The following is a 16,145-nucleotide window of genomic DNA, read 5'->3' on the forward strand; positions in this document are numbered from 1 at the left end:
ATAGAAACTAATGTTATTAAAATAAAGAAGGGTTAAGGTTCTACAACCTTAACCCAATCTTCATTTCCAATTCAAAATAGTGTCGTTCCTTATTTCTTCACAATCTTTTTCTCTATAGATAAATTTTGTGTATTGATTTTAAGGATATATAAACCAGAAGTAAGGTTTGGAAGAAGAATATTTTGCTCTCCTTCTAACTCTTTTTCTAGTACTTTTTTGCCTGTAGAAGTGTAGATGCTCAGTACATATTTTTCTGATGTTGGAGGAACAATTAATGTTCTATCCTCTACCAAAGTAGGGTAGACGTTCCAAAGTGCAGCAAGTTCATCTTCTAAACCATTTACATCTTCATCATCTTCTTCTTCTTGTGCATCTGCAATAATTTCTTCTGTAGGGAGCGTAACTTCAACCGCTACAGATTTACCAGTTTCATCATTAGCTAGAATAATAATATCCAAATCGCTAATAAGGTCTTCCACTCTTGCTCCAGAAGGAATTTTAGAGAGATCAACAGTAAAGGTCATTGTTTCAGGATCGAAAATAATCCAATCTGGTAGAGGATCACCATTGGCGAGCATCACTTGGTAGGTAACTGCTCCTTCAAGCTCTTCAAATACAGTAATCGCAATTTCAACAATTACAGTTCCGTCATCACCTTCGGTAGTTTGTACTTCATCTTCGGTAATTTTTTCTACCTCTTCAAAGTTATAAACTACGTTAATTACAGTGTTGTTTTCTGCAAGATGATGCGAACGATTATTACTTTCATCCTGAGCAACAAAAGCTTCTGCAACGCCATTTACAAATAACTGATAGTAGATAATACTTTCAGGTAATGATACAGACGCAGTATAGATGTTTGAAGAATCGCTTTTTGTAAGTTCAACTTCATCGGCCCAATTATCAAAAGAACCTTTGATAGATACTACATCATTAGCAACATCAAAATCAGAGAAGTTGATTGCAGATTGCATGTTTACTTGCCATACTGCTGTAAATCTTTCTTCTGGTATTTCATCATTAAACCAAAAAGAAATGGTTTGCTGACTACTTGCTTTTACGTATGCTCTTGTTTCATTTTCTTCTGTGATATCCCATATAGTTGAATCATTTGGATATTGGTACATCACTTTAAAAGAGAATGTAGAATCTGCTTCAAATTTCTGAGTTGTAAAGCTGTACAAGCCATCTTCATCTTGTAATAAAGGGTAACTAGAAAACTGCTCTCCATCAAATAATTTGATGCGTAATTCGGCTCCTTCAATGGTTGGATCAAATTTTTCTAAAGTGATTTGATGTGCCATATTTACTTTAAAAATAACGGCAGTATTATCTACATTTTCATCATCAAAATCAAAAACTATACTTTGTGTTTCTCCTTTTTCTGGCACTACAGACCTTACTTGTCCACCACCAGGATATTCATGCATTAGATCATTCCAAGAACCATTTATTCTTGTTTTAAAAGTAATGGTGTCTTCTGTGTGATTATTTATTTCAAAACTTCCTTGGTAAATATTATCGTTATTATCGTCTGATAAAGTGATTGGATTTGTATTCCATCCAGTCATTGAACCAACAACATCTAACGTATCATTGGCAGGGTTGAAACGACCATTTTCAATCATTCCGTTCATATCTACCGTAAAGGTTAACCCTGTGTAATATTCCTCATTATTGAAATGGTGGAATAGAGTAGTGGTAGATAAAACAGAATGTGTTCTGAAATTGTCTTCAAAAGTTTCTGGTTCTGTACTTAATTTATACGCTAATTTATAGACATAAGAAGCATTTACTTCTTTTATCTGCGATGAAGTTCCATATACATAATCGTATTTGTTCGTTAACGCATATCCTTTAATAGGTTCTTCAGCTTGTTCATTTTCATAAACATATAGAAGCACTGCACCTTGATTTGTTAACTCATTTTCAAGTACAATTTTAGACATGTCTACCTCAAAAGATGTGATAGGGTTGTCTCTATTTTCTCTATCATAAAAGATAGCTAAAGTATTTTCACCTCTTTCTAGATTTAGAAGTCTATTGTTTGTAAAACCTAATTCACTTTCTTTCCAACTATCATTTAATCTAATTTTAAATTCAGATGATAAAGTAGGAATAGAATCTATAAATGCAGAATAAATAAGGTCTTGATTATCATCTGTCAAAACAATATCATTTTGCCAATTCGACAGACTACCAATAAAGTTTACAGCATGGCTATCTGGATTAAAACGGTTGTTTTCTGCTGCCCAACGCATATCAACAGTTAGTTGAAGCGAATTCACTAGTGTTTCGTTATTAAAATCAAAAGCTATTAGATTTCCAGAATCTGGAAGCACCGAATAATTTCTTACGGCATACTCTTCTACTTTTGTAGGTGCACTACCTTGTACTTCAGTTTCGATAACCACTTTAAACGTATAGGCCTCGCTTACATTTTTAAGCTGAGAGGTTGCCGTATAAATTCTATTTTCTTTTAACTCTAACAGGTAGCGATGTTTCACAATAGTACTGTCTTCTCCCATTACCTTTAAGTGTAAAGATTGGTTCTCATTGGTAGGGTTGTACAATGCGGTATAGATTGCTTTTTCCATGTTTACCTCAAAAGTTGTAATAGGGTTAGAAAGCAATTCATCGTTATAAGAAAAACTGATTATTTTTTCTTGATTAGGAGTGATGTATTCCATTCGAGTAGCATCTGTACCTCCATACTCGTGAGCGCCAAGCTCCCAAGAACCATTTTTTCTAGCTTTAAAGTTGATGGTGTTTAATATACCATTTTCTAACTTGATCGTATAAATGCCATCATTATTATCATCACTTAGTAGAAGTTGTTCTCCATTGCCCCACTCATTAAAATCGCCAGCTATATCAACATAATCTTCTGATGGATTAAACCTATTTTGATAAATCTCAGCGTTCATATCCACTAAAAATTCAACGCTAGTAGGGAAGGTGTAATCATCAAAAGTATCTGTGATGGTATTTGTACCAGTGGCATCTACAGTATAGTTTCTGAAATCATTTTCTTTGTAGACTATTCTTCCTGTATCTAAATATTCAACGATACGATATTTATAAATATATTCTTCCGCATTGTCTAAAAGTTGGATACTTGTTGTGTATACATTTCCAGTATCAGGTTTTAGTATGTAATGATAATCTTGAAAATCACCTTCTTCTTTAAAGACAATGAGATCAATTAATCTAGGAGCATCAAAATTACCATCAGAAATTTGCTTCGATAGATCGACGTTAAAAGTAGTGATAGGATAAGCAGAATTTTCGTCTCCATAAAAGATGTCAATTACATTTTGTCCTGTAGTTAGCTGATGTTTTCTATCTGTGGCTTCACCAATTTCGTGCATTTCATGTTCCCAAGAATTATTGATTTTACATTTAAACTCAAGGTCTAATTGCACAAACTCTTGTAAATAAAGTGTATAAATTCCATCTTGATCAAGGTCTTGGAAAGAGATTCTATTCTCTCCATTTCCGTAAGAGTTCAAGTTCGATGCAAAATCTAACGTATCTACAGCAGGATCAAAAACTCCTCTAGCTATAGGTAAAGTCATGTCTACATTTATTTCAAGACTATTGAAATCGTTATTAAACCATTTCTCTACATATTGCCCTTCAGCAGGTACTAAAAATGTATTCGATTCATCTTCGTAAACAACCTCTTCACTTTCATCATTTTTCTTATACAAGAATGAATAATTATAGACCTCCTCTGTATCCTTAGCACGTAAATGAATACCATATGTATTGCCATCTAGTTGTTGTAATAAATAATAATTTTTGACACTTCCAGGTGCAAAATATGTTGCTAATTCTACATGATCTATCGCTGGATCAAAATTACCATCAGCAATTTGTTTATCCATATTGACTGCAAAAACTACTTCAGGGTTGTTGATATACTCATCGTTATAAGCAAAATCAAAGCTATAGTGAATGCTGTCATCTACATAATACGTTCTAGCAGTGTCTCCTCTAAACTCATGCTGTCCCCAATCCCAAGAGCGGTTTAATCTTGTCTTGAATTGTATATTACCGATTTCATTTGTAGAGAAATCCGCAGAATAAATTCCGTCTTGATCAGCATCTAGTAATAGATTAGAACCACTCCAACTGTTAAAGCTACCTGCAGCATCTAAAGAATCTGTAGCAGGGTTAAAAGCGCCTTTGTCAATTTGGTAATTCATATCTACATTCAATGTAAATGTACACTGAATAAGACCATCTGTAACTAAAGTATCTGTTATCGTATTATCGTTTTCAGTAACAATATATTCTCTAGCGTTTGGCTCATAATAATCTACTAAACTATAGGCATAATCAATAGTGTCTTCTGCAATAAAAAGATAAGATGTAATAGTATAAGTAGTATCATTAATATACTTTAAATCATAGTTAGTGGCTACCTGAGTTGCCCTATTTGTAAGAGATATTTTTGGGGCTGTACCCACAGGGAAATCACCAATAGATAAAGCATCTGTTATATCTAATTGGAACGTAACCATAGGGTTATCGAGATTCTCATTATTGTACCAAATATTTATGGTATTTTCACCTGCTTCTAAATCAACAATTCTATTGCTTCCTCCTGGAAATTCTGCGGTATTCCAAGAGGCATTAATACGTACTTTATACTCGTACTGAAACTCCGAAAATTCTGGTACATGTGCATAGTAGATACCGTCAGAATCGGGGTCAGTTAAAAACAAGCCACCTTGCCACTCGTTCATGCTACCTGCAATATCTAGACTATCTGTAGCAGGGTAAAAATATCCTTCGTTAATGGCCCAGTTCATGTTTACGTAAATATCTATAGTGTTACTTTGTGTAGTATCTACTGCTGCAGAAGTACTCATAAAGGCACTAGAATTTACATAATTACCACCTTGGGTAGCTAAGTTTAAGTTACCAACACTTGCAAAATGTTGGTAATTACCAGCTTCCGAAAGTGTACCCCCAATAGCTTGTACACTATGTGTTTCTTGAATAATTTGGGCGTTTGTATTGGGTAGAATACAAACTGTAAAAGTAAGTAAGAAAATTACTTTTAAGGCCCTTAAAACTTTATGTATCATAAGGGTAATTATTTTGATTGAACTTCTGAAAGTAATTGAAGCATTTGTGTTTGAAGTACCTTAATTTGAGCAGCGTTGGCTTGTGCTGTTTCTAGGTTTGCTTTTAGAGAAGTATTTTCTACTGTTAAAGCATCAACTTTCTGATTTAATTCCTTGATTGCTTCAATAAGAACAGCAACGGTTTGTGCATAATGCACGGCTTTATAACCGTCTTTGTCTGTTTTAACTAATTCTGGTAAAACCTCTTCAACTTCTTGAGCAATAAGCCCAATTTGAAGGTCTGTATCAAATGATTTTTTAGGGAACTTATCTGCTCTGTAGAAATAAGAAACACCTTTTAATAGCATCACTTTTTCTAAGCTATTTTGCAAAGGAGTAATGCTTGATTTATAACGACGGTCTGAAGAAATTGCAGAGAAATCTGTAGAAGTATTTAAGATTAATTCTCCCCCATTTTGATCCCATAAAATTACTTCACCTCTGTCTGTTCCATTCTCATTTACAGTAGACATTTTAGCCATTTCTCCATTAGGAGTATTAAAAATAATATGTTCTTTAGAGAAAGTAGCACTACCGTTTGAGCTGTTGAAATCTATAACATCTTTATTAATATTGATTTTTGTATTTAGTGTATCTCTAAATTCTAAATGATCGTGAGTAAACTGTGTAAATAAGTCAGCATTAATGTTATGGAGATCAATACTTGGGTATTCAGTACCTTCCCAATCTTTATTAATTTGTACTTGAAGTATTGGCCAAGTAGCAGTTGAAGTTTGTGATAATTCAAAAATAGGCAAGTCATTGTCCCAATTTTTTTCATATAAATTTATGCCGCTTCCATTTGCACCACTATGCCATAAACCAAAAGCTGTAACTTGAGTTTTTTGGTTATCATCGTTTCCTGCAGAAAGTAATAAGTCACCATATTCAGCAGTTTTACCATATTCATAACTTACAGAAAGGTTAGCCATTGTTTTGTACCATCCACCACCATCAGATGTTTCTCCGAAAAGTTGTAGCATAGGACGGTTGATATTGTCCCAAGATTGACCAGCAAATTGGAAATTTGGAGTATTGTGTCCCCATAAAAACATTTCAGCAGCAAATTGATCACCATTATTATTTGGTTTAACACCTAAATCAAAACCTGCTTGAGAATCTGCAGAAGACTGTAGTTTTAGAGAACCACTTTCCGATATTTTTGAACCTGTATTATCATGCACTTCATTAACTTGTAATTCAACAAGAGGTTTATGTTCCACGTCATATCCTTCTAAATGAAAGAAAGGTAAACCATTCGCTTCCCAAGTTCTAAAACCTGTGCCAACCCAAGCACCATTATCACCATACAGAGATAACATACCTCCTGTATGCTCTCCATTTCCATAAGGAAATAGCCATGCTTTATTAGCTCCAGCACTGTCATAAACAGAGAGGCCACCACCACCATATTGATTAATATCTAGCGCTACTTTTTTGCGCCCATCTTCACTGTAAAGGTTTACATTATTAGCATTTACTAAAGCACCTAAACTATCATTTGGGTGGTTTAATTTTATTTCTGAAGACATCATCTGTGGTTTTACAATTGGTGCATACAATGTTATATCGTCTAATTGTACACCCTCAATTTCTACAGATAAAATAGCTTCACCAGCTTCATTGTAGATATTGCCTTCAATAGGCGTGATAGAGCCTAAAACAACAGCATAAAAGCCATCTGTAATTTGTACATTTTCATGTGTTTCAGTCCAATTAGACATAGAAAATGTAATATTCTTAGTTGTAGTTAATGCAGTTCCATTTTCAGTCAATTTGCCTTGGAACGGTATTTTTTGGGCATGAAGAGAAAGGGCAAAAAATGCCAGTATTAGCACAGAGTAAATTAGTTTCATCGTAGTATTAGATATTCATTAAAAGGTAATTTATTGCAATGATAATAAAATAGAGAAACAGCGCTGATTAACTTTTATTAACCATAACAAATGTAGTCAGATGTCAATTAAATTCTGCTACCCTTTGGGGTAGTTTACCATTACTTGTATGTATTTTGCCATTTTTTAATGAGCTATTGTTTTCTTTATGTCTTGATGATGCTGTTGTTTTTACTATAAATAGCTAGTGCTTTAGATTATTATCACAAATGGCTGAAGTATTTTAGTAAATTTTATTTTAAGAGCTTCATAAGATGTTAACAAATGGTAATTATTATTTTAAGTAGCACAAAGTTCATCTATATATCACGTTGTAAATAAGCGTTAATTACTAAAGTAATTTTTGTTAATTATGTGATAAAGCAATACGAATGATTTTAATTTAACACGAACGCCTAATTTTATATTTAAGCTGTTTTTGGAGTGTAATAAACCTAGTATTAACAGTAGATGAATTTTAATTCACATTTATTAAAAAGACGAATTTATTGAGATATATTTGAGCCTTGTTAAAGAAAGATTTATTATCTGACAGTATAAATTTTCAAATGAGTAACAAACAACTCTATATAGTAGTTCTCTTAATTTTCAGCTTCTTAATTAATGCTTGTAACACTTCAGTAGAGTTACCTGGATTAACAGAGGATCTTGTAATAGATGATACTTTTACTGCTTGCTTACTTGGCGACGAATCCCAAGATTTTTTAGAAGTAGTAACTTGGAATGTTGAGCATTTTCCAAAACATGCCGAAACACTTTCTTTTGTGGCAGGAACCATCATAAATAGTTCTTATGATCTATGGGGTGTACAAGAAGTAGAAGAGGTGAATGACCTTAAAAAAATTACTAAAATAGATCCTCGTTATTCTGTTATAGTTGATAGTGATGTTGCAAAAGGTATAAATGAAGATTATCATTTAGCTTATGTATACAGAAATGATCATCTAGAAATTATTGATCAAAAAATACTTTCTTCTGGAGAATTTGATGGATATTACTTTCCTAGAAGACCTTTATGGGTAAAGTTTAAGAACAAAATTAATAATGAAGAGTTTGTAGTAATCAACCTTCATTTAAAATGCTGCGGAGGCTCTCAAAATAACATGAGAAGAACAGAGGCAGGATTAATACTAAAGCGTTTTCTTGATAAAGAACACAGTCTTGATAAAGTGATTGTTTTAGGTGATTACAACACTGTAATTGCTCCCTATACAGACTCGGATATGCAACACTTCTTAATAGATAATCAAAATTATAAATTTTCAGATCAATTATTAGCAGACTCCAATGAGCCCCACCAGTGGTCTTATCCAAATTGGCCAAGCCATATTGATCATATCTTAATGACAAACGAATTGTTTTCTCAATTTAAAGAAGCAATTACATTACCACTAGATAATTGTTCGGGGTACTATGACGCTAAGGTTAGTGATCATCGGCCGGTGTTGAGCATTTTTCGGAATTAAGATCATTCACTCAACAACACAAAAAGAGCCATTTCTGCATTAGAAATGGCTCTTTTTGTATTTAATTGCTTAAAACTTCTTTGATATTTGGATTTAAAAATAATTAACACCACATTTACAGTGCACTATATAGGTAGTGCACTTGAAAAAACTATTAAATATTATGGTGTCAATTAATAATCTTCAATTTAGTTACTCTAAGAAAACAACTATTCTCAACCAACTTCATCTAGAGCTTGATGCTGGGAAAATTGTTGGGGTATTAGGTAAAAATGGGGCAGGTAAAAGTACTTTTTTTAAGCTAATGAGTGGTTTGTTACAGCCCAATACAGGTACAATTGATATTCTTGGAGAAAAGCCTTTTTCAAGGTATCCTTCTTTTCTATCGAAACTCTTTTTTGTTCCTGAAGAATTCGAATTACCCTCTATTCCTATCAGAACTTTTATAACAAGTACATCTAAATTCTATCCTCGTTTTGATCACCGTTTAGTCTATGAACTTCTTGATAAATTTGATTTAGATGAGAATGTTAATCTCAAAGGACTTTCATACGGTCAGAAGAAAAAAGTAATTATTGCTTTTGCTTTAGCTACAAAGGCTGAACTTATTCTGATGGATGAGCCTACAAATGGACTAGATATTCCATCAAAAGATATCTTTAGAAAAATCATGGCAGGTCATTTTGAAGAAGATCAGTTGATCATGATTTCTACACATCAGGTAAAAGATATCGATACAATAATAGACCATTTGATTGTTATTGATAATGGTGGCGTGATTTACAATGAATCTATTTTTGATCTCACACAGAAGTACGATTTCTTGAAAGTACAGCAATTAAAAGTGTCAGAAACGTTATATGCTGAACAAATTCTTGGAGGTTATAAAACAATTGCACCTAAACAAGAAGAGGAAGATACTCAAGTTGATCTTGAACTATTTTTCAATGCCTTAATCAACGACTACAAAAAATTTATATAATTATGAATAACTTATTCGACCTCAAGAGGTTTAAAGCGTATGCTTCTTTAGAAATTACTTATCAAAAGCAATTGGTGTATTATGGAGTTGCAGCTATTGTTTCATTTATAATTGTAAGTTTATTTTTCATTAGAACTGTTAATGAAAATTCTATCTCAGAGGATGATTTATATGGACTTTTTTTTGTTACCTATATTTGCATAGCAGCAGTGGTTATTAACAGGTCATTTTTATCATTTAGATCATCTAAAAAACTAATTAGTTTCCTTACTTTTCCAGTTTCTCAATTTGAAAAATTCTTATTTGAGTATTTATCTACTGTAGTAGTTGGTGTTTTTGTGGTTCCTTTTCTTATTCTTTTTGCCTATATGGTAGAAGGTGAACTTCATCAAATTATCAACCCAAATATTGGTTATACAGGGTTAGATTTTATTACAGATGTAATTGGTCAATCGATGATAGCTACAACAGAAAAAGAAATACTTGCAAAACAATTAATAGCTGTCATGATTGTTTTAATACCGTGGAGTATTGCCAATGTGATTTTTACAGGGAACTCATTTTTTAAGAAACTCCCATTAATGAAGTCGGTTTTGTTTTCAGGACTTTATATAGCATTTCATGTATTCTTAGCCTTCTTGATATTCTCAAAAATGGGTGCTCAAGAATATATTACTAGTGATTATCCTCTCTTCTTTTTCTCTTCTCAATCTGCTGCAATAGTATTTATAATAGGGTACATTCTATTGGCTAATGCAGTATTTGTTTACAGTAGTTATTTGAAGTTGAAAGAAAAAGAAATATAAGATGGAGTTTAAAAACACAAAAAGCATTTTCACCCAAATAGGTGATGATGTAAAAGATAAAATTATGGACGGTGAATATAAAGAATCGGGTAAAATACCTTCAACAAGAGAATTGGCAGGGATAGTGGGCGTAAACCCCAATACCACAATAAAAGCCTATTCAGTATTACAACAAGAAGGTATTATTTATACCCAAAGAGGAAAAGGATACTTTGTATGTGAAGGAGCCAAAAACATAATTTTAAAAACAAAGCAAGAAGAATTTTTCACTGATACGCTACCTGAAACCGTTGAAACGGCAAATAAACTAGGAATATCATTTGAAGAACTTCAAAACTATCTAAAAGAATTATACCATGAAGAAAAGTAATATATACCTGCTCTCAATATTATGTAGCGTTACTTTATTTATAATATTAGGTGCATTAGTTTCTGTTGCAAGAGGAAAGAAAAGTTCTTACGACAACTCTTCTAACTCCTCGGTTCCTGCTTACTCACATATAGTTCTTAAAAATACAAACTATGATGTTGAAGTGAAGACAGGTGATAAATATGAAATGAAAATTCGTTTTAATCGAGAGGAAGAGAAGTTTGAGATTCCTTTTAATGTAAGGCAGGATACGCTGTTTTTGTCTAAATTACCTTCTGATTTAGTAGATAAAATTAAAGCAATAGAATTAAATATTCCAATTGATAACTTAGATATTAAGGCACAAAAATCAAGAATAGATTTAAATAGCTATTTAGGAAAATCATTAAAAATAGAATTGGATCAAGCGGAATCAAATATTTATAAATCAAGTGAAAATGGCTTTTCTTTTATAAATATTCAATGTATCAATAAGTCAAAATTTTATTCTCGTTCAAAATGTGATCGTCTTCAATTAGATGTTAGAGATTCAGATTTTGAGAATTGGGGAGCTGTTGGAAATATAACAGGTTCAGTAAAAGATAAATCTTCAGTAATGATTAATGAACCGGGAGAAACAAAATTAGAAAAAGATAAAGAATCAAAAGTTCAATATTTTTATAATTAGAAAATAGAATTATTACTTTATGTATAAGTGGAACTTCAGAGTGATGAGGTTTCACTTTTTTACTTAAATGAGACACCACATTTCAAGAGGAATTATCAGATAGGTTTTTTCTTTTAAACTAAATATTTGCTCAGAACAAATTCGATGGTTGAAGTAAAACTCCTCCTAAAAACCAATTTCATTCATAAATAGTCTATATGTTAAGACATCTTTGCTAATTGAAGTCAGAAAAAAGAGCCCAAAATTTATAATCATGGTTTTCTTTACTAATTTTGCTTTCTTGAATGTATAGCTAAAGTGAATTTAATGGGAAAGATTAATCATTTGTCAAAATATTTAACTGCAGAATCTGAATCTAAAGAAGGTGTAGATAAACTATTGGAATATGTAGTATCTAATTGGACTAGTTTTCAGGATCAAGAAGTTGCACCTAATCAGGAAACATCTAATGATTTAGTTTTAGATTTTCTACAAAAAGTAGAGGCTAAAGTTGATAAAGAGACTCCAAAAGAAGATTTAGGTGGAGAAGGAAATCAAGAAAGTTTGATTTTTACATCTTTACAAAAACTTACAGATCGAGTTAATAAAAAATATGATATTGTCTTAAATCCATATTTTAAAAAGAAATCAATTACTAGTGATCAAGATAGAAAGGTTGAAATTCAAGATGTAACAAATCTATTAATTTTGACAGAAGTATTATTGATGCATTATGATTTAGAAGAGGTTGATGAGGATAGCAAAATAGCTATTAAAGTTTTCTTAGACGGAAAGATAAATCAGAAACCTTTTGGTATTAAAAATTTCCTAGTTAAAACTGTCGGTAAATTTTTAGTACTAGCAAACAATAATTTTATTGTTTACGGTGATAAAGAATTGGACGAAAAGTTCGATAAATATAAAAAGCAATTACTTTGTGAAGTTCTATTCTTAATATTCAATGTAAGTTGGTTACCAAAAGAAAGAACTTATAAAAATACTTTAATTCTTAATTTTCTTCAATGCATGAACTTAGGCGACGAGATTGACGCCTATGGTGATGTGATGTCTAAAGTACTATCATATACACAGAAAATTAAAAACCTTAATCCTAGTATTGTAAAAGAGTGCACTACTTTTCATGAGCGTACTTTACCACAATACCTAGAGTGGAAACAATTAGAAATAAAGGATAGAACCTTTAAGCAATTGGGGTATGTAGAAGATTACAATATCTTATTTGCCAAAAAACTGGGTTTCTTTACAGTAGATACTATCCAGAGTAATGGAAATAGTGATATTGTAAGAGCAGGATATCCGCTTGTGGAAGAACATTTTGTTTGGGAAAATGTACCTATGGGCGATAAGACAAAAAAGAAAGTTATCTACCAATAAGAGATGCTTTATTCGGAAAATCCCACCTTCATTTTTTTAATGGAAGTGGGATTTTTTTATACCCAAATTATTTTTAAAAAGGAAGGCTAAATAGTATTCTAAAAAGTTTTAAGTGTATTCAATAGATAATCTTTCAGATTGAATAAATTAATTAACACTCATTTTTGTAATAAAACTAGACCTTAAATTTTATTACTTTATTTATGGATATATTAAATTTAACCCCCTTAAAAAAACTACCGTTTTTACTTCTTCTCATTACTACTATTTCTTGTAGTGATGATACAGAAAGCTCATTCTTTGGACCAACGGTTAACGTTTCTGGAGCAAAAGAATACTCGGTTCAGCCCTTAGAAAAAATACAATTTACAGTAGAGGCCACGCCAAATACTGAATTTGCTTCTATCTCTACGGTGTATTTAGAACAAAGTGATGGTATTCCTGATGCTCAAATAAATAAAAGCAATGTGAACTTCTTTACCAATGGAGTTACTTACTCATTTGTGTGTTATGCACCTTTAGAAAAAGGAGATTACGAATATAAAATCGTTGTAAAAACATCTGATAACCAGAAAACAACCGTAACAAGGAAAGTAAAAGTAACTGACGATCCTTTTGTTGTAACCATAGAAAATGAAGATAATTTGCCTACAACTTTTATAGCTGGAGATGCTCCTTTTACCTTTAAAGGAAATGTGAAATCTATAAGAGGGTTTCAGGTAGCAAAGTTCTTTACATCTATCAATTTAGGTCAGGAACAAGCATTATTATTAAGGCTGAGTAATCAATCTACAGAAAAAGTAGACATATCAACTTATAATTATCCTTCTTACAGAGTGGTAAGTAGTACATTAAAAACAGAAGACAATTTTGAAATTTATGAGTTTGAGATAGAGGTAACTCCTGCGTTAAATGGAACGTCGAGTGATGCATCAAATTTTACTATGAATTTTGAAATTGAAGACAATGCTAATAATGATGATCGATATAGAGAAGATCAAAAAGTTGAAAATTGGAGTCATTCAATAACAGTACAATAAATTATACCCCCAAATTAGTTACATGCTATTTTGGGGGTATTTCATTTTAGGGTTTATAAATATATTCTACATCGCGGTGGTTATAGCTAATTAGTTTTCCGTTCAAATAAACTTCAAATCTAATAGTATAAATCCCAAAGTCAGGAGGACTGAAAGAGAAATTGGTAATGTTATTATAAACGGCATCATTAATAATCACCTTAGAAGAATACCCTTTTGTACCGATTGCATCCCAAGTAAAATTAACAATAAAAGGAGCTAATTTTGTAAATACAAATTGTGTAGGAGAAGCAACATCTATGATAACAGTAGATCGGTTTTTAACTTCATCTCTGTACAAATAATTAACTCCATTAATATCAGACTTAGTAAGTTGTGTATTTGTTGCAATAAGTTCTCCGTTTAATTTTTTAAAAACTGGATTACCTGATTTTGTAAATGCAAGACTATTATAATGCATAATAGATTTATAATCATAGCTACCATAGGCAGGGGCAACCATTTCATTCTGTTTAGTGAAAGCAAAGAAATAATCAGTTTTGATATTGTCCCAAAACATTTCAATATAATTGTCTCTATCCTTTCTATTGTGTTCGTGGTGCACACCCAGCGCATGGAAAACCTCATGTAAAACTTTATCTTCTCCAAAGCAGCCAATAGTAAGGTTAATATTCTGATGAACGGGATGCATACCTAAATGTGAATTACAATCTCCATTTTCAATAAAATTAAAAGTAATTAGAGGTCCGCTTACCATTTCAACCTCTTCAACAAACTTAATAGTGGTGGCAGCCATCAGTATATTTAATGCATGTCTAATATTCTCTTTATGAGATACAGAGCAATTGTTAAAATTGTAATACACAATTCCCTCTGGCCAGAGCGTTGGGTTACTTAGAATATTGGAATAAGTTCTACTTCCATCTTTTTGGAGTAAAATATCGCCATCATAAATACAATAGCCATCTTTAGAATAGGAGGAGTTACTAGATTCTTGATCTAAATTAAATCCTAGCATATCAGTTCTAGAATTATCAGAAAAGTTGCAAGAAGAGAGGAAGAATAAAAATGATAAAAGGAAAAGTTTTAGCGTTTTCATAGGGTTGAGGTTATTAGGTAGTTAAGATTTCTTTTGTTGATGTTCTATAATTAGGAGGACTATTAGAAAGCTTGAAAAAAAGAATTTTTAAAAGTTTGATAGTAGATTTCATGATTATAGTTTTTAGTTGATAGTATTTAGAAGCTTATGATTTACAATATCAAGAAAATCAATGTGTTATAGTAGCTTTTTTGAATTTGAAATTGTTAATATTGCTCAATTCGAAGAAATGCAACCTATTCGTTAGTAGGTGATTATACTATTTAATATGTACGTTTATCAAATTATTTTCTTGTTCATTTTATAGGTGAAATTAAATTTTAGTTGTTATTTTGTATCAACAGTTTTTTTATGCTACTACTATTATTTAAGAATGACAGAAGATTTATTAGCTTATTATAAGCAAACCACATTAGGTGTTGCGGTTTATAAAAGAATCTCAGAAAATATTTTTGAATTTATATTTTACAATACAGCAGGCCAACAAATGGATGGTGTTGTTGGAATAGATTACCTTGGTAAAAATGTGCATGAGGTATTTCCTAACGTCGATGAGTTTGGGTTGATTGCAGTACTTGAAACTGTTTTTGCTACAGGTGTTCCTCAAGAACTAACCTTAAAAGGGTACAAAGTAAATGATGAAATAACATTATATAGAACAAACAGAATTCAAAAATTAAGTAACGATTACCTTGTCTGTACGTACACAGATGAGTCGGAAAGTTACGCCCAATTAGCACTTATAGAAAAAGAAACGGAGGTTTTAAAAAAGGCATTTAATTACGCTGCTTTTAAAATAGAAGGAGATCTACTTTTAGCGAATACCACAATTGATAAAATAATTAAGACAGAAGATAACACTTTACAAATAAAAGAGATCAAAAAATACCTTAGTAATATAAGTGATAAGACCAATCGTTTAATTTCAATTTTAGAGAAAGGGATTCAAAGTAATTAATTTGAATTGCAAATTACATAGTTGACTAATTTTAAACATTTTGCTAAAAGTGTATTTAAGGTTATTAACTGATTAAATTTACAATTTCATTCGTTTTATTGTAACTAGTTAAAAACCAATGTACTAACAACTTAATGGACCTAATCTATTATAAAATCAACTAATTATGAAAAAGCTAATTATCCTAACTCTAATCATGTTTGTTATTTCAGTAACTGTATCAATTGCAGGTTGTAGTGGAGTAGAACTATGTGGGCATAGTTTTACATATTGTTCAGGTGCTGTAGATGGTAGTAACCAAATGATGCAAGAAATGAACGATTTAATTGATATTTATTGCTAATTAAACC

General features: G+C 31.6%; 12 protein-coding genes. 9 read left to right on the plus strand and 3 right to left on the minus strand.

Going from position 1 to position 16,145, the window contains the following annotated elements; all coding sequences use genetic code 11:
* Window positions 1-89: 89 nt before the first annotated feature.
* Together EI427_RS17750 and EI427_RS17755 are read right to left on the minus strand one after the other, a co-directional pair.
* On the minus strand, window positions 90-5,099 hold the full coding sequence (locus EI427_RS17750) for a T9SS type A sorting domain-containing protein (RefSeq protein ID WP_126617266.1): 5,010 nt from the start codon (window positions 5,097-5,099) through the stop codon (window positions 90-92).
* A gap of 8 nt (window positions 5,100-5,107) precedes the next feature.
* Window positions 5,108-6,994 carry a tail fiber domain-containing protein gene (locus tag EI427_RS17755; protein WP_126617268.1) on the minus strand — a complete coding sequence of 629 codons (1,887 nt, stop codon included), beginning with the start codon at window positions 6,992-6,994 and terminating at the stop codon, window positions 5,108-5,110.
* 587 nt (window positions 6,995-7,581) lie between these two features.
* Between EI427_RS17755 and EI427_RS17760 the strand changes: the two genes are divergently transcribed.
* The 7 genes from EI427_RS17760 (at window position 7,582) to EI427_RS17790 (ending at window position 13,738) form a co-directional block, all read left to right on the plus strand.
* Window positions 7,582-8,499, plus strand: a complete 918-nt coding sequence (locus tag EI427_RS17760; protein ID WP_126617270.1) for an endonuclease/exonuclease/phosphatase family protein — start codon at window positions 7,582-7,584, stop codon at window positions 8,497-8,499.
* A 142-nt stretch (window positions 8,500-8,641) separates the two neighbouring features.
* Window positions 8,642-9,481 (plus strand): ABC transporter ATP-binding protein, encoded by an 840-nt coding sequence (locus EI427_RS17765; RefSeq protein ID WP_240655327.1) that lies wholly within the window; start codon window positions 8,642-8,644, stop codon window positions 9,479-9,481.
* 2 nt (window positions 9,482-9,483) lie between these two features.
* On the plus strand, window positions 9,484-10,287 hold the full coding sequence (locus tag EI427_RS17770; RefSeq protein WP_126617273.1) for a hypothetical protein: 804 nt from the start codon (window positions 9,484-9,486) through the stop codon (window positions 10,285-10,287).
* A gap of 1 nt (window position 10,288) precedes the next feature.
* Window positions 10,289-10,657, plus strand: a complete 369-nt coding sequence (locus EI427_RS17775; RefSeq protein WP_126617275.1) for a GntR family transcriptional regulator — start codon at window positions 10,289-10,291, stop codon at window positions 10,655-10,657.
* Window positions 10,644-11,324, plus strand: coding sequence for a hypothetical protein (locus tag EI427_RS17780; protein WP_126617277.1), 681 nt, complete (start codon window positions 10,644-10,646; stop codon window positions 11,322-11,324). The genes EI427_RS17775 and EI427_RS17780 overlap by 14 nt, the downstream gene beginning before the upstream one ends.
* Before the next feature lie 306 nt (window positions 11,325-11,630).
* On the plus strand, window positions 11,631-12,698 hold the full coding sequence (locus EI427_RS17785) for a hypothetical protein (RefSeq protein ID WP_126617279.1): 1,068 nt from the start codon (window positions 11,631-11,633) through the stop codon (window positions 12,696-12,698).
* A gap of 203 nt (window positions 12,699-12,901) precedes the next feature.
* Complete coding sequence (locus EI427_RS17790) at window positions 12,902-13,738, plus strand: hypothetical protein (RefSeq protein ID WP_126617281.1); 837 nt, start codon at window positions 12,902-12,904, stop codon at window positions 13,736-13,738.
* 46 nt (window positions 13,739-13,784) lie between these two features.
* Here the strand turns inward: EI427_RS17790 and EI427_RS17795 are convergent, their stop codons facing one another.
* Window positions 13,785-14,837, minus strand: a complete 1,053-nt coding sequence (locus EI427_RS17795) for a M12 family metallopeptidase (RefSeq protein ID WP_126617283.1) — start codon at window positions 14,835-14,837, stop codon at window positions 13,785-13,787.
* 373 nt (window positions 14,838-15,210) lie between these two features.
* On the opposite strand from EI427_RS17795, the gene EI427_RS17800 reads away from it, so the two are divergent.
* Both EI427_RS17800 and EI427_RS25940 read left to right on the plus strand, forming a co-directional pair.
* Window positions 15,211-15,795 carry a hypothetical protein gene (locus EI427_RS17800; protein ID WP_126617285.1) on the plus strand — a complete coding sequence of 195 codons (585 nt, stop codon included), beginning with the start codon at window positions 15,211-15,213 and terminating at the stop codon, window positions 15,793-15,795.
* A 166-nt stretch (window positions 15,796-15,961) separates the two neighbouring features.
* Entirely contained in the window at window positions 15,962-16,138 is a 177-nt protein-coding gene (locus tag EI427_RS25940) for a hypothetical protein (protein WP_155523299.1), read from the plus strand.
* The last annotated feature ends 7 nt before the right edge of the window (window positions 16,139-16,145 follow it).

It is taken from the genome of Flammeovirga pectinis, assembly GCF_003970675.1.
Taxonomy (GTDB): Bacteria; Bacteroidota; Bacteroidia; order Cytophagales; family Flammeovirgaceae; genus Flammeovirga; species Flammeovirga pectinis.